This is a genomic window from Bdellovibrio sp. BCCA, assembly GCF_037996825.1.
Classification (GTDB): domain Bacteria; phylum Bdellovibrionota; class Bdellovibrionia; order Bdellovibrionales; family Bdellovibrionaceae; genus Bdellovibrio.
Genome location: NZ_JBBNAC010000001.1, coordinates 553600 through 575441, shown reverse-complemented (window position 1 = coordinate 575441; position 21842 = coordinate 553600). Strand labels below are relative to the sequence as shown.

General features: G+C 44.9%; 19 protein-coding genes. 8 read left to right on the top strand and 11 right to left on the bottom strand.

The window, feature by feature from the left end; genetic code table 11:
* Positions 1-85: 85 nt before the first annotated feature.
* Together AAAA78_RS02880 and AAAA78_RS02875 are read right to left on the bottom strand one after the other, a co-directional pair.
* Positions 86-868 carry a hypothetical protein gene (locus AAAA78_RS02880; RefSeq protein ID WP_340590209.1) on the bottom strand — a complete coding sequence of 261 codons (783 nt, stop codon included), beginning with the start codon at positions 866-868 and terminating at the stop codon, positions 86-88.
* Positions 869-886: 18 nt separating this feature from the next.
* Entirely contained in the window at positions 887-2671 is a 1785-nt protein-coding gene (locus AAAA78_RS02875; RefSeq protein WP_340590208.1) for a hypothetical protein, read from the bottom strand.
* A 341-nt stretch (positions 2672-3012) separates the two neighbouring features.
* On the opposite strand from AAAA78_RS02875, the gene AAAA78_RS02870 reads away from it, so the two are divergent.
* Positions 3013-3996, top strand: a complete 984-nt coding sequence (locus tag AAAA78_RS02870) for a transporter (protein WP_340590207.1) — start codon at positions 3013-3015, stop codon at positions 3994-3996.
* 97 nt (positions 3997-4093) lie between these two features.
* Positions 4094-5341 carry a hypothetical protein gene (locus AAAA78_RS02865; protein WP_340590206.1) on the top strand — a complete coding sequence of 416 codons (1248 nt, stop codon included), beginning with the start codon at positions 4094-4096 and terminating at the stop codon, positions 5339-5341.
* On the opposite strand, the gene AAAA78_RS02860 is transcribed toward AAAA78_RS02865, so the two are convergent.
* Both AAAA78_RS02860 and AAAA78_RS02855 read right to left on the bottom strand, forming a co-directional pair.
* Positions 5322-6362 carry an alpha/beta hydrolase gene (locus AAAA78_RS02860; protein WP_340590205.1) on the bottom strand — a complete coding sequence of 347 codons (1041 nt, stop codon included), beginning with the start codon at positions 6360-6362 and terminating at the stop codon, positions 5322-5324. The two genes, AAAA78_RS02865 and AAAA78_RS02860, sit on opposite strands and share 20 nt — an antisense overlap.
* A gap of 85 nt (positions 6363-6447) precedes the next feature.
* A complete protein-coding gene (locus AAAA78_RS02855; RefSeq protein ID WP_340590204.1) occupies positions 6448-7161 on the bottom strand; it encodes a murein transglycosylase in 714 nt (237 codons plus the stop codon).
* Between the two features lie 264 nt (positions 7162-7425).
* On the opposite strand from AAAA78_RS02855, the gene AAAA78_RS02850 reads away from it, so the two are divergent.
* The gene (locus tag AAAA78_RS02850; RefSeq protein WP_340590203.1) at positions 7426-10149 is read left to right on the top strand and encodes an ATP-binding protein; all 2724 of its coding nucleotides are present in this window, start codon (positions 7426-7428) and stop codon (positions 10147-10149) included.
* Here AAAA78_RS02850 and AAAA78_RS02845 read toward each other — a convergent pair.
* The 6 genes from AAAA78_RS02845 to AAAA78_RS02820 form a co-directional block, all read right to left on the bottom strand.
* Complete coding sequence (locus AAAA78_RS02845) at positions 10146-10778, bottom strand: ATP-binding cassette domain-containing protein (protein ID WP_340590202.1); 633 nt, start codon at positions 10776-10778, stop codon at positions 10146-10148. The two genes, AAAA78_RS02850 and AAAA78_RS02845, sit on opposite strands and share 4 nt — an antisense overlap.
* On the bottom strand, positions 10750-12123 hold the full coding sequence (locus tag AAAA78_RS02840) for an ABC transporter permease subunit (protein ID WP_340593624.1): 1374 nt from the start codon (positions 12121-12123) through the stop codon (positions 10750-10752). The genes AAAA78_RS02845 and AAAA78_RS02840 overlap by 29 nt, the downstream gene beginning before the upstream one ends.
* Before the next feature lie 86 nt (positions 12124-12209).
* The gene (locus AAAA78_RS02835; RefSeq protein WP_340590201.1) at positions 12210-13250 is read right to left on the bottom strand and encodes a thiamine ABC transporter substrate-binding protein; all 1041 of its coding nucleotides are present in this window, start codon (positions 13248-13250) and stop codon (positions 12210-12212) included.
* A 3-nt stretch (positions 13251-13253) separates the two neighbouring features.
* A complete protein-coding gene (locus AAAA78_RS02830; protein ID WP_295900401.1) occupies positions 13254-13736 on the bottom strand; it encodes a DoxX family membrane protein in 483 nt (160 codons plus the stop codon).
* A 14-nt stretch (positions 13737-13750) separates the two neighbouring features.
* Positions 13751-14437 (bottom strand): endonuclease III, encoded by a 687-nt coding sequence (nth, locus tag AAAA78_RS02825; RefSeq protein WP_445291990.1) that lies wholly within the window; start codon positions 14435-14437, stop codon positions 13751-13753.
* Positions 14424-14660, bottom strand: coding sequence for a ferredoxin (locus AAAA78_RS02820; protein WP_295900405.1), 237 nt, complete (start codon positions 14658-14660; stop codon positions 14424-14426). Before AAAA78_RS02820 ends, nth begins: the two co-directional genes overlap by 14 nt.
* Positions 14661-14943: 283 nt before the next feature.
* On the opposite strand from AAAA78_RS02820, the gene AAAA78_RS02815 reads away from it, so the two are divergent.
* From AAAA78_RS02815 to AAAA78_RS02795, 5 genes are all read left to right on the top strand, one after another.
* The gene (locus AAAA78_RS02815; RefSeq protein ID WP_340590199.1) at positions 14944-16035 is read left to right on the top strand and encodes a GNAT family N-acetyltransferase; all 1092 of its coding nucleotides are present in this window, start codon (positions 14944-14946) and stop codon (positions 16033-16035) included.
* Positions 16032-16907, top strand: coding sequence for a hypothetical protein (locus tag AAAA78_RS02810; protein ID WP_340590198.1), 876 nt, complete (start codon positions 16032-16034; stop codon positions 16905-16907). The genes AAAA78_RS02815 and AAAA78_RS02810 overlap by 4 nt, the downstream gene beginning before the upstream one ends.
* A 30-nt stretch (positions 16908-16937) precedes the next feature.
* Positions 16938-17591 (top strand): isoprenoid biosynthesis glyoxalase ElbB, encoded by a 654-nt coding sequence (elbB, locus tag AAAA78_RS02805; protein WP_340590197.1) that lies wholly within the window; start codon positions 16938-16940, stop codon positions 17589-17591.
* A gap of 1 nt (position 17592) precedes the next feature.
* Positions 17593-18681: a D-alanine--D-alanine ligase family protein gene (locus AAAA78_RS02800; RefSeq protein ID WP_340590196.1), complete on the top strand. Its 1089-nt coding sequence runs from the start codon at positions 17593-17595 to the stop codon at positions 18679-18681.
* Positions 18682-18871: 190 nt separating this feature from the next.
* Positions 18872-20806 (top strand): response regulator, encoded by a 1935-nt coding sequence (locus AAAA78_RS02795; protein WP_340590195.1) that lies wholly within the window; start codon positions 18872-18874, stop codon positions 20804-20806.
* Here AAAA78_RS02795 and AAAA78_RS02790 read toward each other — a convergent pair.
* Positions 20803-21726, bottom strand: a complete 924-nt coding sequence (locus AAAA78_RS02790) for a hypothetical protein (protein WP_340590194.1) — start codon at positions 21724-21726, stop codon at positions 20803-20805. The two genes, AAAA78_RS02795 and AAAA78_RS02790, sit on opposite strands and share 4 nt — an antisense overlap.
* Between the last annotated feature and the right edge of the window lie 116 nt (positions 21727-21842).

The following is a 21842-nucleotide window of genomic DNA, read 5'->3' as shown; positions in this document are numbered from 1 at the left end:
AAAAGAAGGCTCGCCAAAAACACATATAGGGGCCAAAGAGGCCCCTATACTGTGTATCATTTTGACATTGCGACAGTTTTTAGACTTATCTGAGATCTTCAAGAGCGTCAGGAAAATAAGCTCCAAAACGCGTGAGGAGTTTGCCTTTGATAACAGGACTTTGATTGACCCTGAGGCTGTCTTTCATGTACTCGACGACGTCTTCCCTTGGTGCATTGTTATTTTTCAAGAACACAAGAGCCGTCGTGATATTCAAAGAATCAGGACTCCATCGTCCCTCGGCATCGAGGGACGCGGGACGGGATATTTCTTTTCCAAAAAAATGAACTTTGTCTTCCGGCGGGACACTCATTTGATTGACGATATTAAGAAGCTGACTTCTTACAAAACTATCGTCAGGAGTCAGAGATCTTGTCGCGTTTTCAAAAATGGATAAATTCACCCGCGAGTTTTCGTTGATCTTATTCATCGAGTATTCCAAGAGTTCGCCGTATGCCGGGTTTGAATCCATAATATGACCCATGGCGATCCATACCGCGATCTGTTCCGCGTTCGGACTTTCTTTAAAAAGATCTTTGGCCTTATAAAACGACTTGGCCACTGATTCATCACTCATAAACGGCTTAAGGTAAGCATTGTGAGCATAGTAAGGATCAGCGACGGTCATTTCCCGAAATTCTTCAATCCTTGCTTCACTCGCCACGGCGACGGGCGCTGGATTTTTCTGTGGAGATGAGTTTGCAAAAGTGTGCGGAGTGTAGGACTCCTCTTCTTCTGTGGATGCTAAATCAACACTGGAGTTCATTTTGCTGATGGCCAAATAAACTACGCCCAAAATCAAGACCAAAGCTATCAAACCTTTTTTCATTGCTGTCATCCTTTGCCGTTACTTGTTCTTCGCTTTGCCGACGAGACCTGTCTGATATCCGTAAATGGCGATGTAAAAATAGTTGATTGCCCTTCTTCCCACAGGGGCCGGTGCGCCTTTAGCCGTGACCATTTTCTGCGTATAACCTTCCAAAGAATCATCCATCAAACCGCTGTCCCTAAAATAACCGGAATCACCCACAGGAATGCCCAGCGCCACTTTCATATTGAGTGTCGGCACCTGCGCATTTTCAATGATTCGTAAGTTATAAACTTTTCCCCAGGGATCGTAAATCTTCACATAACCGTCTTCGATCCCATTCACACTCAGCGCGTGAGTCATGCCCGATCTTTTCCACTCACATTGGAAGTTCGACATCTCCCAATAGTCGCGTTTATCGTCTGAATTCACCTTCTTCACTGTTTGGGCGTAACAGTCTCTGATAATGCCGGAACCACGAGCGAAGTTATTGTTTTGTCCCACCGTCAATCCTTGCACGAGCGCCTCTTGGCTCCATTCGTCGGTGAGAACTTTAAATCTTTTGGTGAGAACCTCACCTTCATAAGAAGCTTTATTCAAATTACCAATGGAAGGATCTTGGTGACTTAAAATAACATCCAAACCTCTGTCAGTGAGCGTGCCGCCTTTCGCCCAATTCGTTCCCGCGATATTTCCAATCTGATAAACGAAGTTCGCATAGTGCGCCGTTCGTTCATATAAATCCGTGATCGCAAATCCCCTTTCTGCTGACGGCAAATTACGTTTCCAAAAAAACGGATCTTGCAAAATTTCACCCGGAGAAGAATAAATCACTCCCAATGTGGACATCGTCAAAGACACCGCTCCACACCATCCCATATCTTTTTTGATCGTGCTGTCACCCGTGGCTTTGGCTATATAACTGGCAAGCTGCGGAGACGACTGGGATAATAAAGGAACGGAAGGATTCACGCAAAATTTTGTTTTTGCATAATTGCAGGAGCTGACTTGGCTCCAAAGAGTTCCTTTGTTTTTTTGATACTCTTCAGAGGTCACGCACTTCGAAGCGCCCATTGCCACAACGCTGCTTCCCTGTTGCAGAGAAATATTTCTAAGGCCACCGGCCGTATTAAATTTCAAAACGCCATCGGCCGTGTTTTTTAAAACCCCAACAACGGACCAATATTTATTATCGACAGCACCAACACCGCAACCCTCGTGCGAAAGATAGTACTTTTCAATAAACTTCTTGCAACTAGCGACACTGGCAGTGGCCTCTTTAGAAAAATCTTCGACAACATACATATTGTAACTAGGTGAAGAGTCATAAAACTTATAGAGAGCACAAGATCTCTCCGCCGAATACTGACCGGCAGGGCTTTGCAAGAAAGCCTCGGGTCCCAACTCCTCTAAACCTGTAAGATCAAATGGAGCCGGCGTCGGAGTTTGTTCTGCGGCCGTCGCGAACTGCACGGTTTCGATGGCACTGGTGACTTTGTCATTCACACTTTGGCAGGCAATATAATAAGTATAAGACTTTTTCGGCGTTAAACCGGAAAGACCATGACCATGAATTGTTCCGCCCGTTGTCTTAAAGCCGAATGGCATCTTCGCGAAATCCTGCTTTACTGTTGAATACCTGCAGGTCGCGTTTCTCGCAGTTTGCAGATAAAAAGTGGCAGAGCGAGGGCTCGAAATATCGCCGCTGGGTTTTACATATTTTAAAAGCAACGGTTCGGACACCGTGACTGCGCTGGCAGAAGTACAAGCCAGACATAAAAAGAAAACAGTAAAAATGGATTTCTTATTTGATCCCAAAGACATTGATTTCTCTTTTCCCCAAGTACATGAACGGTTAGGAATTAGATCGAACGTCTGGGTGATATTCTTTAGCAAATACTCAAATTGAGACAGCACTCGACAAACAAAGTGTTTCTATTTTTTTTCGAACTGAGTATTTCTCTTGCCGCCCCATATCCAATTTTTAATGTTTCAAAATCAGACAATGCAAAACACAGAGAACCTCCTCTAATCACAGTGGAAAGTGCATTTTCTCCTCGAGGATTAGTGTTTTTACTCTAACATCTGTAGTTGCATTTTGATTGACTGAATTTAAAGAAGAATTCAAATCGAACCTTGAAGAAAACATTCAGGAGAACTTTCGTATGAAAAAAACAGTTTTGGTTTTGAGTGCTTTGCTTGCAACTCTTGCGATGCCGACGGCGTTCGCACAGGAAGAACAAGCAACTCAACAGATTTCGACTACGGTCAAAGCGCCAAGTTATTTTCTCACTTACAGTTACTACAAATATGATTTGCAAGGAACGAACAACGCCAACACACGCATCTATGGATTTGATGCTTCGACAGTTGATTTGAACATGATCACAGCGACCTGGCTTTACAGCCCACAATGGACATTGTTAGCTTTCGTTCCGCATATCAAAAACATGGTCGAGACAAAATACGAACCCATTCCGGGTGGTTTGAATTTCAAAACTCGTGACTACACCGAAGGCCTTGGCGATGTGCGCTTGATGGCGATGACGGCTCTACACGCCGCTGACAGACATCTTGTCTTAGGCGATATCAGCGTGACTTTGCCAACAGGAAGCATTGACGAGACTTTCACTTCCAATCCTTCCCAAAACGCCGCCTACAATATGCAATTGGGTTCAGGAACTCCGGATTTGATCTTGGGTTCAACATACACTTACACACCTGTAGCAAAATGGGTGAACTCAGCACGCGGGCAAATCACAGTTCGAGGAGGAAGAAACTCCAGCGGTTGGGCTTTGGGAAATGAATTTGTCACGACTCTTTCAAGCAAATACCAAGTCGCAAAATATTTTGAATTTGGTGTGGCTGGAAACTACAAAGCACGCGATGCCGTTCAAGGTCGTGATGCAAAATACGAACTCAATAACAACTGGAATGGCACAGCCAAAGGCGACGGCCATCAGTACTACCATGCTCCGCAAATCAATTGGGATACAGAGCTTGTGGCAAAGCTGACAAGCCCTGCCTATTACGGCGTTAATGGCGCTCTTGAAGGAGGCGTCTCCTTCTGGAGAGATGCCATCAATAAGGACGATATTCGCTTAGATATGCCTTATTGGGTCTCAGCATCCGTCACTGGTAGCTTCTAACAGTGAAAGATTAACACCCCCCTCGGGGGCTCTATTGACAGAAAATAGAGTCCCCTTTACAAAATGCCTTCAGTCTAAAAAACGGGAGGATTTTGTTATGAAATCTCTGGCTTTTTTCCTGCTCTTTGGTGCCTTGTCTGCACATGCGGCTGTTCTGTCTCCAAGCTCAATCGAAGTTAAATTTTCTTACTCCGCTGAATTTCAAACGACCGACACTTCTGATGCCGTGACACTCGCGAACTCTCACATGCAGCATCTTTTTGGATACTTGCAATCTCATTCCATGGTCATGAAGTACAATATCAACTCAGAGACTCCTGGAGTCGGGGCTCCCCGTTTACCGTTGAGTTATGACATTTTAAAAAATAAAAAGCGCGCAGGTGTTCGCACGATTGCTTATAAAACTTCCGGCGTTTTGCTTTTAAATAAAAAAGTGGCGCAAGATCTTTTAGCGCAGGGCACTTGGCAGATTACTTTGCCTTCAGACCTAGATAATTTCTATGACGAGAAATGCACGGATGAGCACTACAATAGCTTCGGTGATTTCTGGTATTTCTATGACCCTTTCCGCTTTGGCTGTGAACAATTGCGTGAAGCTCCACTGGCTTCCCCTGTGGTTGTAAAGATCTCTGCTTTGAAACAAATGGACGATGCCGATGCGCAATTAGATAAAGTTCGCGGCGACAATGGTAACGGAGACCTTTTCCAAATCACAACGATCAATGGTTTTTCCGAAGATGCTACAAATCCTGGGGACGATGGCCGCTTAAGCTTTGAAGAAGTCAATCAATGGCTGCGTGAAGCAGGCTTTACGGAAACTGTGATCGCTAAATTCAAAAACCGTCCTGTTCATCAGTTTGACAAGGCGGTTCGCAAAAAGGACGGCACGACGGTGCAAATTCGTGTCACTCGTTTGCTCGCTGAAACAGGTGTCATGAGTAAGAACGTGACCTTTGCTAAATTCTTTAAAGAGGCCGTAAAACAGTCCGATGTGATTATCTATGCAGGACACTCGGGTCTTGGTGGAAATCTTGACATTGGCTCGTTAGAAGAGAAAGCCGGGCCTTTAGAGTTTAACAACCGCAAACATCAGATCTTTTTCTTCGATGGATGTTCTAGTTATTCGTATTATCTTTCGATGTTTGAAGCTCAAAAAAGCAAAGGCAAGATTGATATTCTAACAAACGGTCTTTCAAGCTATTTCGCTTACGAAGCACCAATTCATATTCAATTCATGAAACGGCTTTTTAAAGTGAATGACAATCCAACTTGGGGCGAAATCCTAAAAGATATGGAAAAGCCCCTAGATGGAATGACCTTTATGCTTAACGTTGGTTCGCTTTAATCCAGTTCTCTAAAGCGGAACCATCCTGCCAACGCAAAGATTTTAAACTCTCGGCGGAGTTCACAATTGCAAACTGCACTGAACTTTGTCGAGGTTGGGTCGCGAGTAAAGTCAAAACACCTGCATATACTGTAGGATCATCCGTCGGAAGAATGTGCCCTGCATTCGCCACCACAAGCACACGTGCTGGTTTTCCGCTTGCTAAGTAATGCTTTAAAACATCAATTTGATTTTTAAGACGCTCCGGATTTTCCCGGCCCGCAAAAACAAAATCACGCGTGCGTTTTTCTTTTCTAAAATCCCACTCCGGAAAATTGAAATCTTCCACAGCGCGAGCAATCGTCACATAGCCGGATTTGATATCGGCAACGCGTGGATTTTCACCATAGAAATCAGCATCCGCTTTTAAATTCGCATCCACCGTCTGTCCCCAGTGAGTGGCATAGGCTGTGTCGCGGAACTGACGAATCCAGAACGGAGCCATGAATGGATTTAAGCGAAGCCAATTTTCCCAAAGCTCTGCGTTCTTTGCTGACGCTGGATCGGCTTCTGTAGCGACTCCCAAAGGAACTGTTTCAATCACATGAGGAAAAAGTTTTTCGTTCAAATAAGCACCCACAGAAGAACTGTAAGACAGTGTGACGGGAATGGCTTTTTTAATTCCCAAATACGCTGTCAGCGCTTCGATATCGCCCGCAAAGTCTTTCACACGGACAGTGGAATCATATCTGAAGTACGGAGCTTCCAAAGACTCTAAGCCTCGCACAGAAAGAGGATGTGCTGGCAAAGACGGCATCAAAATATTCCAACCTTGCTCCGCTAAAGCGCGCACGGCACGGTCTGATGGATTGAGTGCGCGATTCACTCCCGGAAGTAAAATCAGAGTGCCACTGTTTTGATTTTTTGCGATGTGCTCGTAAGCGATCACTTTACCCGGAGATAAGCGAAGATACTCAACGTCAGCAAACGAAAGAGACGAAACAAAAAGCAGAGAGAAAAACAGAACCGATTTTTTAATCATATAGGTGCCCCTTTTCCGCATATTGGTGAACGAGAGTTAGCAAAACCCTCTGCGGAAGGCAAAAAATATAAATAGAATGAATGCTCTAAAGGCGGCCTTCTTCAAACACAGACTGCTTGAGGCGCGGATAATTGCGACGCGCTCTTGCGGCTTGAGCCTCGGCTTTACTTGCTAAGCGAAATTCAAAACGATTTTTAGGATCGCCAAATCCCAAACGCGCCAGAGTATTTTGTTTCGCAAGATGATTGAAAAATCCAGTGAAGAAATCAAATCGATTGGCCCCAAGAACCCCACCGCCGGAATCACGGATGACGATGTAACCATCATGCACTTCTCCATTAGGCATCACGGCTCCAACTAAACGCGGAATGAAAATGACGTCGCCCGCATTATAATATTTAAGATCAGCGGCAGCTGAAAAGTAAGGATCAAGACAGCTATTGCGAACACCGTAACCATAAGGGCAGGAGTTCAAATCGACTTCAATAAAACGCGGTATCTTTTCTTTTGTTGAATAGTAATTGTAGGAAGTGATTTTACCATCGTCCTCAATAAAGCAAGATCCCTGCAAAAGACATTGCTTGTAGTCGGATTCACACAAAGTCACTAGAACCTGCCCATCCGGAGAAAGCAAGTCACGCAAAGCGTTCGCTGAGCACTTGGTTTTATTTTGATGAATCGTGGGCTTATAATAAATTGTTGGATTTAACGACATGCCATCAGAGTTTTTAGAAACTGCACAACCGGCAAAGAATAGAGCGAACAACGCCACTACGACGAACGACTTGGATGCCTTCATTTTTCGCTCCTTTCTTTGCTTTCTTTATACCAAAAGTTAGTGACTTTTTCCGGAGGCAGCGACAAAAAACAAGGCTCCCTTGCAAAGGCTTCATGGCTGTCTAAACCTTGATCAGCTTGCCTTCGCTGACGATTCAAATTTTGTAATGAAATCCGTGCCCCAGATGTGTTTTAAAGGGCCTGATTTAGAGGTCGTATGTAAGTACTCATTGCCCCTCTAAGACCGATACGATATCACTAAATTTACAACAGGCTTTCAGGGGACATGACACTACGATTAAGGATCTTTTTATTCAATCTCATCTCGGTCTTTCTTGCGACATTTGTCGTCGCACTAATTGGCCTCAAGATTGTTGAATCCACTGTCATCGATAGCACCTACGAAAGACTGACACAGATACGCATCAGCAAAACCACCGCCATCGAAAATTATTTCCGCGATTTGCAGACTGCGATCAACCTCATTTCTTCACACGAACTCACAGACAACCTAATGATGGAATCCAGACTGGACAGTCATCCAGAGTTTCGCCGCCTTCTCGATAACTACGTTTTGGATTTCAATATTTACGACATGGCTCTGGTCAATCCCAAAGGCATTGTGATCTACACCACTCGTAAAGATATCGAAGACGGCACGTCTCTTTTAAAAAATGGTGCTGCGAGCAGCAAACTGAAAGATCTTTTTACTTGGGGAATGAAAGCTCAAGAGGGATCGACTCTGTTTTTGGACTTTGACAAAGACACCCTCAGTCCCAACTCGGCGACAGGGTACGTAGCGGCTCCCGTCTATCGCAATAACAATATCGTCGGCGTTTTGATGCTTAAAATTTCTATTTCAGAAATTGATCGCATCACCAGTGATAACTTCGCCTGGGCAACACATGGAATGGGACAAACTGGAGAGACCTTGATTTACGGCGAAGACTGGAGCTTGCGCAACACGGGACGTTTCCGTGTCGAAGGCATTCAAACCAGCAAAGCCGTCAATGAAGCAGAGATTCTTTCCTCCAATCGCGGCGATGAAGACATTAAAAAAATCGAAAACCTCAGTGAGGTGCGCGAACTTGGCACGGACTATCGTGGTCAGAAAGTCATTCGTTCAATCGGGAAAATTTATTTGCCCAATGGCGAACTTTGGTACATCCAAACAAAGATTGACGAAAGCGAAGCCTTTGCCGTTCTTGATCGTATCGCCATCGCCTCCAGTGCTGCCGCGGTATTGATCTTTATTCTTTTCTTCTTTGCGACGTTTGCAGCGACAGGAAAAGTTGTCGAGCCTATTCAACTTTTGACAGATCGCCTGGAAAAGCTGGGAACTAGCAACCTTACTCAAAAGATCAACTACAATTCCAAAGACGAGATCGGTCTTCTGGTCAGCAAATACAATCAGCTTGCTGACCGTCTGGAAACTACCACGGTATCCAAGGAGTTCTTAGACAGCGTTATCCAGTCTATTAAAGCTTTTTTGTTCATCGTGAAAGTCTCTCATCACGAGGATTGGCGCCAGTGTTCTTACGTGATTTCACAAGCCAATGAATCGGCTTTAAAACTTTTAGGCCTGTCACCAAATCAAATGTCCCAGATTGATTTGAAAACAGTGATCCATGCGCAGCCTGAATTTAATAACTACATGTGGCTCCTGCAAACCCGTCACAGTATTGAAGCTGAAATCGTCAATCATGAGGGTCGACGAGTTCCAATGCTTATGAACTGGGCCGCTCTTCCAAACCGTACAAGCAAGGACCTCACTTTCGTTTTCGTCTGCACCGATATCACGGACCGTATCACTGCGGAAACGGCTTTGATTGAAGCGCGTGAACAAGCCGTCAAAGCTTCCCAGGCAAAATCAGAATTCTTGGCTCGTATGAGTCACGAAATTAGGACTCCACTTAATGCGATTATCGGTATCACTGACATTCTTGCAGAGTCTGATCTTAAACAAGAGCAGGCTCAGTTGGTGAAAGTCTGCGCCAATGCCGGGGAAAATCTTCTTTCTCTGATCAACGATATCTTGGATATTTCTAAAATCGAGGCCCGCGAAGTTCGTCTTGAAAGAATTGCTTTCGACCTAGAAGCCACGACCACAAATATCTGCGACATTTTAAAACAAAAAGCCGCAGAAAAAAATCTGCAGTTCCATTTACGCATGAGCTTAGATCAAGATGAATCCCATCTCGTTATCGGAGACCCAACCCGTCTTCGTCAGATACTTTTTAATCTGATCGGCAATGCTATTAAGTTCACGCAAACAGGTGAAATCTCTGTCGCCGTGGATTTTGAAAGCGACGACAAAAAGTTCGTGCGCTTTGCCATTCAGGATACAGGAACGGGGATTCCGCGCGATAAACAGCACTTGTTATTCCAAAATTTCGTTCAAGCGGACAGTTCCATCACTAGAAAGTTCGGTGGTAGCGGTCTTGGACTTACGATCTCCAAAAATCTTGTGGAGCTTATGGGCGGTCGTATCTGGTTCCAGAGTGCGGAAGGCAAAGGCAGTTCCTTTTTCTTTACAATTCCGTTCTTGCCGGCGGATGCGTCTCATGAATCCGTAAAAACGGTGGAGGCCGCTCGTCCTTCTCAACCGACCCAGCCCATAGAATCCAGCATCACTCGCAATGCACGCATTTTGATAGTCGACGATACCGAAGACAACCGTTTCCTTTTACTGACTTATCTAAAAAAGCTTCCGTTTGATGTCGTCCAAGCTGAAAACGGACTTGAGGCGATTGAAAAGGTTTTCCGCGAGCCCTTTGATCTGATCTTGATGGACATTCAAATGCCTGTGATGGATGGCTATGCGGCCACTCAAAAAATCCGTCAATGGGAAATAGAACAAAACAGAAAACCGATTCCAATTATTGCCGTCAGTGCGAATGCGATGGCGGAAGACGTGCAAAAATCTTTGGATGCTGGTTGTACAGAACACGTCACAAAACCGATTAAGAAATCGGCTTTGTTAGAAATGATTCAACGCTATACGATTTAAACCAACCGTCCATGACGGATCTGGGTGACTTTATTGGCAAGAACATCTACGTCACGCTGATCGTGAGTCACCAATAACGTCGGAATTTTTTCGGTTTCTATCACTCTTTGCACGAGCTTACGACTTTCCTCGCGCAGTTCTTGATCCAAGGCAGAAAAGGGTTCATCTAATAACAACAATCTAGGCTCACCCATAATCGCACGGGCAATCGCCACGCGCTGCTTTTCTCCACCAGATAAGACGGCGGCTTTGCGTTTTAAAAAGCCTTCCATCTGCATCACTTCGGTCAGTTCCTTCATGCGCTCTGAAACTTTCTTTTCATTCACATTGCGGGCTTTGGCCGCAAAAAGAATATTTTCTTCCGCGGTCATATGAGGGAAAAGATCTAAAGTTTGAAACACAACACCCAAACGTCTTTGCGGCGTTTTTAATTTCGCAAGATCAACATCTTGAAACGTCCACTTCATTCCCGGGCACGCTTCAAGTCCCAAGAGAATGCGAAACACCGAAGTTTTACCAGAGCCTGAAGGCCCCATTAAAACCGTGACTCCTTCATCAAGAATGTCCCAGGCATCAATATCCAACTTAAAGTCGCCATAATCACGGTGCAAATTTTCGACGTAGGACACGACTTCCTCCCACACATGCAGTGAAACACAAAAGTCCCGATAGAATAATCAAACTGCTTAAAACGATTGCTTGGTTCAGGCGATACCCTGACATCAAGGTCTCCGTCATCATCGCAATGCTGAGATCCCGGTGCGCGAGGATCCTGGAAACCGCAAAATCTCCACACGCCCAAACAGAGGCGATTCCGGCAAGAAGCCCCGCACGCGTTGAAATCTGCGGAAATAAAATATCTCTAAAAATTTGTTTGTGAGAAGCCCCCATCGCATAAGCCACTGTCATCTGCGATTGCAAAGCATGAAGCTCACTGTCCCAACCCATGCGAAAAAGGCTGTTCAGACTTAAAAGTGTTAACGCCACGGGAATTTTTATGAACGGATAAAAACTTTCATTCGGCGTTAGGATTAACAAACTAAAACAGGCCAAAGAAGTCGACGGAGCGACATAACCATTTAAGAACTTTTCAAACCACGCTTTAGGCCAACAATAAGCAATACCCAAAAGTCCAACGTAGCAAAGCAATCCCACACTCAAGCCAAGCGCCATGCTCCCTAAAAAATTCCAGAAAAGAGCCGATTGCACTTCGTAAAACGTCGAGATCATTGAAAGGCCAGAGACGAAACCTTGGACATATCCGAAGAGATACAAAAACGAAAGCCCCGCGACGACGACAACTCCCGAATGGCTTTTAATAAGACTTAAATTTGCAATACGCGTAGAGTGCGAACCCTTCCCACGGCTGGCAATGAAAGATAAAGCAAAAATAAAAGTGGATTGCAGAAAGGCCAATAAGACCGCGTCCCCCCAATCACTGGAAAGACGGATTTTTTCGTAGATCAAAACTTCGACAGTCGTGCCCTTGCCACCGCCCACAATCAGTGGAACGGCGAAACTTCCAAAGCACACGACAAAAATGAAAAGACCTAAAAGCCAGAAATCTTTTCGAAGAGTCGGAAAAAGTCCTTTCCACAAAAAGTACCTGCGACTGGCGCCTTCAACATAGGCAAGCTCCACCATGCCACCCGTTTTGTTTTCAATAATTCCCGCAAGCAAAACGGCGACAAGACCAAAATTCATCAAAGTGTGAATGATCACAATGCCAGCCACTCCCATAGGGAAGGGCTCAATGATGTTCAACGTGGAGAGTAAAATAAATATCGGCGGAAGAAAATTCGGCAGCAAACACAAGATTTCAAGGACAAAGCGGCCTTGTTTGCGGGGACCTTCATTCAGACTGAGAAGTCCCAATGACACCCAAAAACCCACCAGAAGAGAAAAAAACGCAGAGAAGAACGCCTGAATGAAACTGTTTTTAAAGGCCCAAAATAATTCTCCCCAATCCGGCATCTCGGTCACACGAAACTGTGTGAATAAGAACAGAAAGGGGAACAAAAGAAACAAAACATAACTGAGACGCAGGCACTGTCTTAGATTCAATTGAGTTCGCCTCGGCGGACTTCCGTCCAACGTCGCAAAAGACGATCGACTTCAGCAGCAGAAAGAATTTCTACTTGGCTCATCGTTTTCACATTCATCAACGGCGCAAAAGGAGTATTTTCCATCACACCTTTCATCACCGGGAACATATAGTTTTTTTCCATGATGATTTTTTGACCTTCAGGAGACAGCATCAAGTTAATAAACTGCTCTCCTAATTCACAGTGACGACAAAATTCTGGGATTCCCACAAATTCAAATTGCACCGGAAGTGGTTCATTAAATGGCAATGCCACATAGTCTTTATTTTTTTCTTCAATCTCGTGATAGAGCGGCGACGTCACGTAAGAATAAACCAGCTTCGCCTGTTTATTCGTGAAAAGCCCGTAAGCCGCGGACCAAGTTGGTGAGAAGCTGTGAACCTGTCCCATCAATTTTTGCAAATATTTGAAACCTTCGTCTTCACCTTTAGAACGAATCACCCAATACAAAAACTGCATGCCCGGTGAACTCGTGCGCGGATCTTGAAGCGCAATTTTTTTCGCAAGTTCGGGTGCCAACAAATCGTCTAAAGAAGCCGGAAAGCGAGGAAGATCCCCTTTTCTCGTCACAAACGTCAAAGCTCCCCAATCATAGGGAACAAAGAAGCTATTGGACAACGCAGGTTTCACCGAATCGTAAACATTGAGTTGTCCCAAGCTGAGCTTGCGCCAAGACTGCTCGGCAATCGCTTTTGATAAATCAAATTGATCAAGACCGATAACGACGTCAGCGCCTAAACTTTCACCTTCGATTTTCAGACGCTGCAAAAGAATTCCTGAATCACTGCCTTCGATGAATTCCACTTTGCACTTACAGGTTTTTTCAAACTGCTCTTTTAAAAGAGGCCCTGGTCCCCAACGTCCCGTGAAAGACGCATAACCAAACACACGAATTGTCGGAAGTGAATTTGAAGCCGCTCCCTGCTCGGTTTTATTGAGAACCGCCAGAAACAAACCCAAGAAGATAACTGCCATGAAGAAGATGAAATGTTTCACGTCTTACCACCACAAACCGCGACGACGCTTGAAGAAATAATAATCAAACCCCAAGCAGCGTCCTGCGCCCACCCATGCCAAAATCAGATGAATCGCTAAAAACGTTTTATAAAGATCTTCTGAACCGGGACCGGAAATAAACAACATCGTCACGCAAAGAAGAACACCCAGAAGCGCCACGGGTCTGACAACGTAACCGATGATGTAGGAGATCGCGATTGCGAACTCAAGGCCTAGGATAATGAATGCCACCGTTTGCCAATTGGGAATCATCTGACTGCTGGCAAAAATCTTAAACCAATTTGGAGCATGACTTGCCGGCAACCACTCTGCCATTTGATCAGCAATGCGCGGACGAGTTAAAAAATCGCCGCGAAACTTCATCATCGCTTGTTCTAAATAATAATAACCTAAGAAAATTCTTAAGAAAGAAATCGGTAAAAGATGGCCTACGTATTTAACGCTCTCAAAGAATGCAACAAACATGAAACCATTGTGAACTAGACACCCTTCTTAGGGCAAGTCTCCTCTAGGAAACAATGACTGCAATCAGGTTTTCTCGCCTTACAGATAGCTCGGCCATGAGAGATCAGATAGTGCGACAGCATGACCCAGTCTTCCTCAGGTACATGCTTGCAAAGTTCCTTTTCAATTAGCACGGCGTTTTCAGTCTTCACCCAACCCAGACGGTTGGACAAACGAGTCACGTGAGTGTCCACGACAATACCGCTGGCAATACCAAACGCATTTCCCAAAACAACATTCGCTGTTTTACGTCCCACTCCAGGCAGCTCGACCAAAGCCTCGAGATTTTGCGGAATTTCGCCTTTGTACTTTTCAACAAGCTCAATCGCAGCCCCTTTAAGGCTCTTGGCTTTGTTCTTAAAAAAACCTGTGGAGCGGATGATGTTTTCAATATCCTCCACCGGGGCCTTCGCCATCTTTTGCGGGGTCGGATACTTTTTGAAAAGGTTTGGAGTCACCATGTTCACGCGTTCATCCGTGCATTGCGCGGAAAGAACCGTGGCAACTAAAAGCTCATAGGGATTTGTGAAATTAAGGGCACAATGAGCGTCAGGGTAATAGCGCTTAAAAAGCTCAATGGTCTCCAAAATAGGAGCCGCTTTTTTGACGACCTTTTTAGGGGCTGTTTTCTTGGAGGGGGATTTCTTTTTACTGATCGCCATCGTTTCCGATGGCTTCAACTGGACAACCTTCCATCGCCTCTTTACATAGAGCTTCTTCCTCAGGAGTTTCCGGTTGTTTAGCCACGAAAGCATGGCCGTCTTCTTCATGCATTGAGAAGTTCTTAGGAGCCGTCAAAACGCAGGCATCGCAGGCAATACATGATTGATCCACGAACATTTTACCCGGTTTATTCTCTTTCCATTGCTGACTCTTATCGGCCATGAGGTCTCCTAAATATGCGACCTTAATATAAAACTTTTGACCTTTATGTCAAATCCAGTTCCAGACTTGGGTCGCATTTTTCACACCTCGGACTTTGCCGTCCTATGGGCCTCTGCTTTTTAACGCTAGACTATATAAGGGGTAGGGAGTGGCTCTCATATTAAAACACTCAGACAGTCCTCGCTGACGCGGTCCCTTCGGGCCTCGCTGCTGCGGAACTCGCATTTTAATATGAGAGCCACTCCCTACCCCACACAGTTTAGCTTTTAAAAGGAGAGATCCAATGGAAGGACCTCGTTCACCCTCTGAAAATGAATTACCCACGGTGCTTGATTTCTTAAATAAGAAATTGCGCAATGAGGCTTCTTGGTCGATTGCGGCGGAGTATCCGACGGCGTTTTCTTCTAACAACTTGCATAATATGCGTATTATTGCGGATGAGGGGCATGTTCTTTCTCATGCTGTGTTGAAGCCTCTTATTATTAAGTCGCCGCATGTGATTTTTAAAGTGGGTGCGATTGGATCTGTGGTGACTGACGATCAACATCGTGGTCAGGGGTTAAGCACAAAAGTGATTTCGGATTGTTTGAAGCTGGCTACGGAACAGTCTTGTGACATTGCTATTTTGTGGACGGATCTTTTTGATTTTTATCGTCGGATGGGATTTGAGCTGGCTGGCAGTGAAATTAGTTTTGTGGTGGAAGAAAATTATGACATTCCACCTATAAATCTTCGTTTTTCAACGGACACTAAAGTTTCTCCGGATGCGATTTATCGTCTTTACTCTTCTCACTCTGTAAATTCGGTTCGCACTATTGAGGAAACTCGAAAGTTTCTCTCGATTCCGCAAACGAAAGTTTATACGGCTTGGGAGTCCAATGGTCAACTTGCGGCTTATGCCATTGAAGGCAAGGGGGTTGATCTTGGTGGTTACATCCATGAATGGGGTGGCTCTATTTCGAAATTGATGGCGCTTTTTAGTTTCATTCGTGCTCATAAGAACCAACCTTATACGATTATTTGCCCTCGTCATGCGCAGAACTTAATTCAACAGTTGCAGCAAAAACCTGTGACGATGAATCAAGGTTTCTTGGGCATGATCAAACTTGTGAACTTCGATCAACTGTCTGCGAAAATCAAACGCGCTTTCCGTGCGGAAGGTGTCGCGGATATCGTCTTGGAAAAACACCCGCAACATTTTGTGTTTGGTGTGGGCCAGGATCTTTTCACTATCAATAATGAAACCGACATGGTTCGTCTTCTTTTTGGCCCGGTGGACTACCGCGCTTTAGGAATGTTCAAGGAAGAGACCATTCAAAAACTTGAAAAAGTATTGCCACTGAATCTGTGGATCTGGGGATGGGACTCTATATGAGTTTAAATAAAATCATCGTGCTACTGGCGCTCACAGCCAGTATGGTTTCTTGTATTAAGGAGCCGGTTGAAGAAACGGAAACGCCCGCGACAGCTCAAGAAGTTTATTCTGCCGTGGCTCAAGGTTGGGGCAATACCGATCCCCTCACGATGGCGCCGAATGATTTTCTTTTTCAAGAAACAGAACAAACAATAGAAAACAATCCAAAGCCTTTCTATGTTCTACAAGAAGGCATCACGATTTCTAAAAAAGAAGAGCAGACGGACTCTTGGCTTTATACTTTTCTTTATCAAACAAAAGTCTATAAGCAGGATCAAGAAGGTGCGCAGTCCACTCGCGAAGATCATCGCACTGTTGGAAAAGCCAATGCAGCTGTGACAATGGCGCAGAATGCTTTACGAGCGGCCAAGCCTTACGCTTCGTTAAAAACTTTAGCTGAAGACAATCAAATGTCTTTGGGCTTTGAGCGCATTTATGGTTTAGCAGGTTCTTGTGTTAAGAGCGACGCTCTTGATAAATACTGCAAAGAAGATTTGGGAATGGATAGCTGTGAAATTCAATGCTCGAATCTTAAGACAGCGGATGAAGTGCGTCCCCTTCCCGACATGATCAAAGCGCAACCTAATTGCGGTGGTTTTGCCGACTGCACTTATCATGTGAAGACGGTTCAATTCAATTGGACGATTTCTCTAAAAAAAGGTGAATCGGTAGAGACACAAAAAGTGAATTACTCTATCGCTTTGAGTCCTGACATGCCGTTCTTCTCGCGCATGAACGAATATTGCTATCGTCAACTGTACACAGTGCAAGATCAGAAAGTTCTCGTCACGACGTGCACTAAGTTAAAGAACTTTAAAAAGGGCGGAACCTAGAGTAATCTAAAACCTCTTTCGGGAGGTTTTATGAAAAAGATTGCCGTTGTTTTATCTGGTTGTGGGCATCTTGATGGCAGTGAAATCACGGAGTCCGTCAGTTTGCTGATTGCTCTTCACCAAGCCGGAGCAGACGTTTCTTGTTTTGCTCCCGACATTGAAATTCCAGTGATGAATCATATCGAGGGAAAACCTCAAACAGAAAAGCGTCGCCTGCTTGTCGAAGCTGCGCGTATTGCTCGCGGAAATATTCAAAGCCTAGATCAGCTTCAAGTGAAAGACTTTGATGCCTTGGCATTCCCCGGCGGCTACGGAGCCGCAAAAAATCTTTCAAACTGGGCCGAAAAAGGTGCCAAGTGCGACGTGAACCCCGACGTCAAACGCGTGATTTTAGAATTCCACAGCGCAAGCAAACCGATTGGCGCATGTTGTATTGCCCCTGTTTTGTTGGCGCGCGTTCTGGGTGATAAAAAAGTCACGGTGACCATTGGTGAAGATCCTGAAACAGCGGCCGAAATCAAAAAGACAGGTGCACAACATGAAGATTGTCCTGTTGATGATTACATTACGGACCGTGAAGGAAAAATCGTCACGACTCCAGCATATATGTATGACGACGCAAAACCGAATGAAGTCTTTAAAGGCATCTTTGGTTTGGCGCATGAACTTGTAGAGTGGGCATAATATGAAAACAGTTGTCGCACTTATTTTCGGTGGAAAGTCAGCGGAGCACGAGGTTTCCTTGCGCTCTGCCAAAAACATTGCCGATGCTTTGGATAAAGAAAGTTTTGTTCCCGTGCTTATCGGAATTAGTAAGGAAGGCAGTTGGTATCGTTTTCCAGATATGAACGTTTTCCAATCAACAAAAGTTGTTGATTCTGCCTTACCTCCGAATGCGGAACCCGTGGCCCTTATTTCTCTCCAAGGGAAACCGGTCCTTTACTCTTTGAAAGACCAATCGAAAACATCTGTGGATGTGGCATTTCCAATTCTGCACGGAACTATGGGAGAAGACGGAACCATTCAAGGTCTTTTTAAAATGGTTCAATTGCCTTTTGTCGGTTGTGGAGTTTGGTCTTCCGCCGCCGGCATGGATAAAGAAGTGATGAAACGTCTTCTTGTCGAAGCGAAAATCCCGAATGCTCGTTATATGCTTTTGACTCCGTTTAAAAACATTTCTTATGCGGAGATCACAACACAATTGGGCTCCCCGTTCTTTATTAAACCTGCCAATGCAGGTTCCTCTGTGGGCGTTCATAAAATCAAAAATGCAGATGAGTTTGTGACGAAATTGAAGGACTCTTTCCAATTCGATAATAAAGTTTTAGCGGAAGAATTTGTTCAAGGTCGCGAGATTGAATGCTCCGTAATGGGACATAATCATGCTCCGCAAGCTTCTTTACCGGGTGAAATCATCCCCCAGCATGAATTTTATTCTTATGAGGCTAAGTACGTTGATGACAATGGCGCCCTTCTAAAAATCCCGGCAGAGATGACGGCTGAACAAGTCCAAAACCTGCAAACCTTGGCAAAAAAAACATATCAAGTGATGGGTTGTGACGGTTTAACTCGTGTGGATTTCTTCATGAAGGCGAACGGTGATATTTTCGTAAATGAAATCAACACGATCCCAGGTTTTACAAAAATATCGATGTATCCAAAAATGTGGGAAGCCGCTGGCGTTTCCTATAAGGACTTGATCACGAAGCTGATTCATTTCGGTCTTGAGAAATATCAAGAAGAGCAGAAGCTCAAAACCAGCTACTTAGATTAACGATCTGCAATGAAAGTCATCAAAAGGCCTTCCTTGTGAAGGCCTTTTTTTTCTGTCCTACGTCTGGATATTTACAAAATGGAATTTGTTTATAATAATCCCACATCTGTCCGATAAAGAGAGTATGGGACCACGACGATTTTGGCGACACCTTTCAGTTTCAAACAAACTTTACGCTGTTATTGGCGTGATGGCCTTACTTATTGCTTTAGAGCTTTTCTCTCTGTATTTCGCGATGAATACGCTGTCTTCCTTGCGCGGCTTCGTTACAGGCGAAAGCCTGTGGTCGAAAGCGCAAAAGGACGCTGTGATCAGCCTGCACAAATATGCGCGCACTCGTGATCCAGAATTTTATCGCTCTTTCCGTGAAAATCTGGAAATTCCTTTGGGCGATAGTAAAGCACGTCGAGCTTTAGAAAAAACGCCGCCCAATATTCGCGAGGCTCACGAAGGTTTTGCGCAAGGGCGAATTCATCCCGACGACGTTCCCGGCGTTGTGCATTTGATTTTGAAATTCAATAATGTCTCTTACGTCGCCAGGGCCATCAGCATCTGGCAAGAAGGTGACGATCTGACCAACGAGATGATCTCTTACGGAGAAAACCTTCACCATTTGATTTCCACTCGGGCCCCGGAAAAAGAAATCATCACGACACTGGATAAAATTGACGAACTCAATGATCGTTTAACAATTTTAGAAGGAAGTTTTTCTTACACCTTGGGTGAAGGTTCACGCTGGCTCGAAGGTCTTTTGATGATCACTCTTCTTCTAGCAGTGTTGATTGTAGAAGGCACTGGCTTGTTTCTTACCGTTACCTTCAGCCGCAATCTTTCAAAAGGACTTAAAGAGCTCAATGTCGCCGCTCACAAAGTAGGCCACGGCGAGTTCGATGTTCATGTCCCCGTGCGCTCAGGTGATGAGTTGGGACAACTCGCAGAGTCTTTAAACAAAATGGCTTTCGACTTACGGCACAGTATCGGCGAACGACAGCAAGCCGAACAAGCAAGCCAGTTAAAAAGTTTATTCCTTGCAAATATGAGTCACGAGATCCGCACACCTTTGGCTGCGATTATCGGATTCTCGGACTTGCTTAAAGATAAAAATCTACCCGAAGAAGAGCGCCTGCAATATTTGAATGTCATCCATCGCACGGGAGAAAATCTCACTCGCATTATCAATGACATTCTAGATTTATCTAAAGTCGAAGCCGGTCACTTAGAGATTGAAAAAAGTCAGTTCTCTTTATCTTCACTTCTGGATGACATTCACGTCGTGATGGTGGCAAAGAGCCAAGACAAACCTCTTCATATTGAATTCAACCGTCGCGGCATCGTTCCCGACATGATATATACGGATCCTCTTAGGTTACGCCAGGTTCTGACAAATGTTTTGGGTAACGCGATTAAGTTCACGGAAAAAGGCTACGTGCGCATGACCTACGAAGTCTCTGGCGATAGTCTTGTTTTTACAATTCAAGACACCGGTGTCGGTATAGCGCAAGACAAACGCACCTTGCTGTTTCAGGCATTCAGTCAGATCGACAATTCTGTTTCAAGAAAATATGAAGGCACGGGATTGGGTTTGGTGCTGTCTAAAAAGTTAGCGCAAATGATGGGTGGAGATGTGACGTTGGATGACAGCCAGATCGGTAAAGGTTGCACATTCACCGTGCGAATTGCCTTGCAAACGGTGGCACCAACCATAGCCAAAGCTTCCACTCACCGCGGAGAAATTCATCTTGGAAAACAACTTGCCAGTACAAATATACTTTTGGTCGATGACGTCGAAGACAACCGTCTTTTGATTCAGAGAATGCTAAGTAAAAGGGGCGCCAAACTGACCTTAGCGACAAATGGCGAAGAGGGTCTCAACAAAGCTTTGGAAAATAATTACGATATTATTTTAATGGATATTCAAATGCCGGTGATGGATGGCTACACGGCCACACGAAAATTACGTCAAGCCGGATATAAAAAACCGATCATTGCGCTGACTGCTCACGCTATGAAGGATGATCGGGAACGTTGCATAGAAGCCGGTTGCACGGATTATTTAACCAAACCCGTGCAAGTCGAAGCATTGATTCAAACGATATTAACGCATTCGATGGAAGAAATGACTTAGTTTGAGCAATTCATTATTTTATTCTTTGTGATGCAGGAAGTTTGTACTTCACCATTTGCACCATTTTTCCCATCGGGTCCTTTGTCTCCTCGTGGCCCCATCAATCCCCGGATTCCTCCACAATTTTGCCCTCGGCTATCGACCGTGGGATTGCCTCCGTCGCCGCCGTCGCCACCGACACCTCCGGGTTTGCCCATTCCTCCCACGCCTGGAACTTTTTCGACATTGTGAACAAAGCGACTTGAGTCTTCGATAGAGATTTCTAAAGTACCCGTGGCCCCGCCTTTTTTGCCGTCTCCACCGGGATAGCCCGGAAGACCTTTAAGGCCTTCAGCACCGCTATAGGCAAATGGCAAAAGAGCTTCAGGACGACGGCGTTGGCAGAACCTTTCACTACGTCCGTCTTTGCCTTTCGGTCCCTTAAGCGCAAAATCAGGATATTTCGCCGGGATTCCATCTCCGCCTGATTCGCCACGCATTTCAATAGTAAGACCTCCAACCGCGACACCAAGATTTAAAAGAATATGTCCTCCAGATCTTCCTTCTTCACCTAATTGCGCTTTCATATTTTTGGGAAAGGTCGCAATTCTTCCTTTAGCAGAAACAAAACGATTGGCGTGGATTCGAACATTGTTTCCCATGGTATAAAGAACACCGTTTTCCTCAAAGCGGAGTTCATCAAACTGAAATTCGAAATCTTTGTTTTTGCCAGATTCTATCGAAAGCATTTCTTCTTCAGTAACAATTTTACCGTTCCAGATGTAGAGGTTTTTATCGACCACAAGATTTCCCATGCTTTGAACTTCGACCATAGGTTCTGGGGCATGGGGTGTTTCGTCGTCAGCGTCTTTAAATTCTACGCAGCCTGCGAGCATTGCTAAAGCAGCAAGACCGGTTGTTAGCTTTAAGATTGTTTTCATTGTTATCTCCTTTTCATCGCTTCGAGGCCTATCCAAAAAAGACACCTTCAGAAAATCCAAAGAGACGACGCCAGGGTTCCGGACACCGGACGTTGGCCTGTGAACAGCTTTTGCAG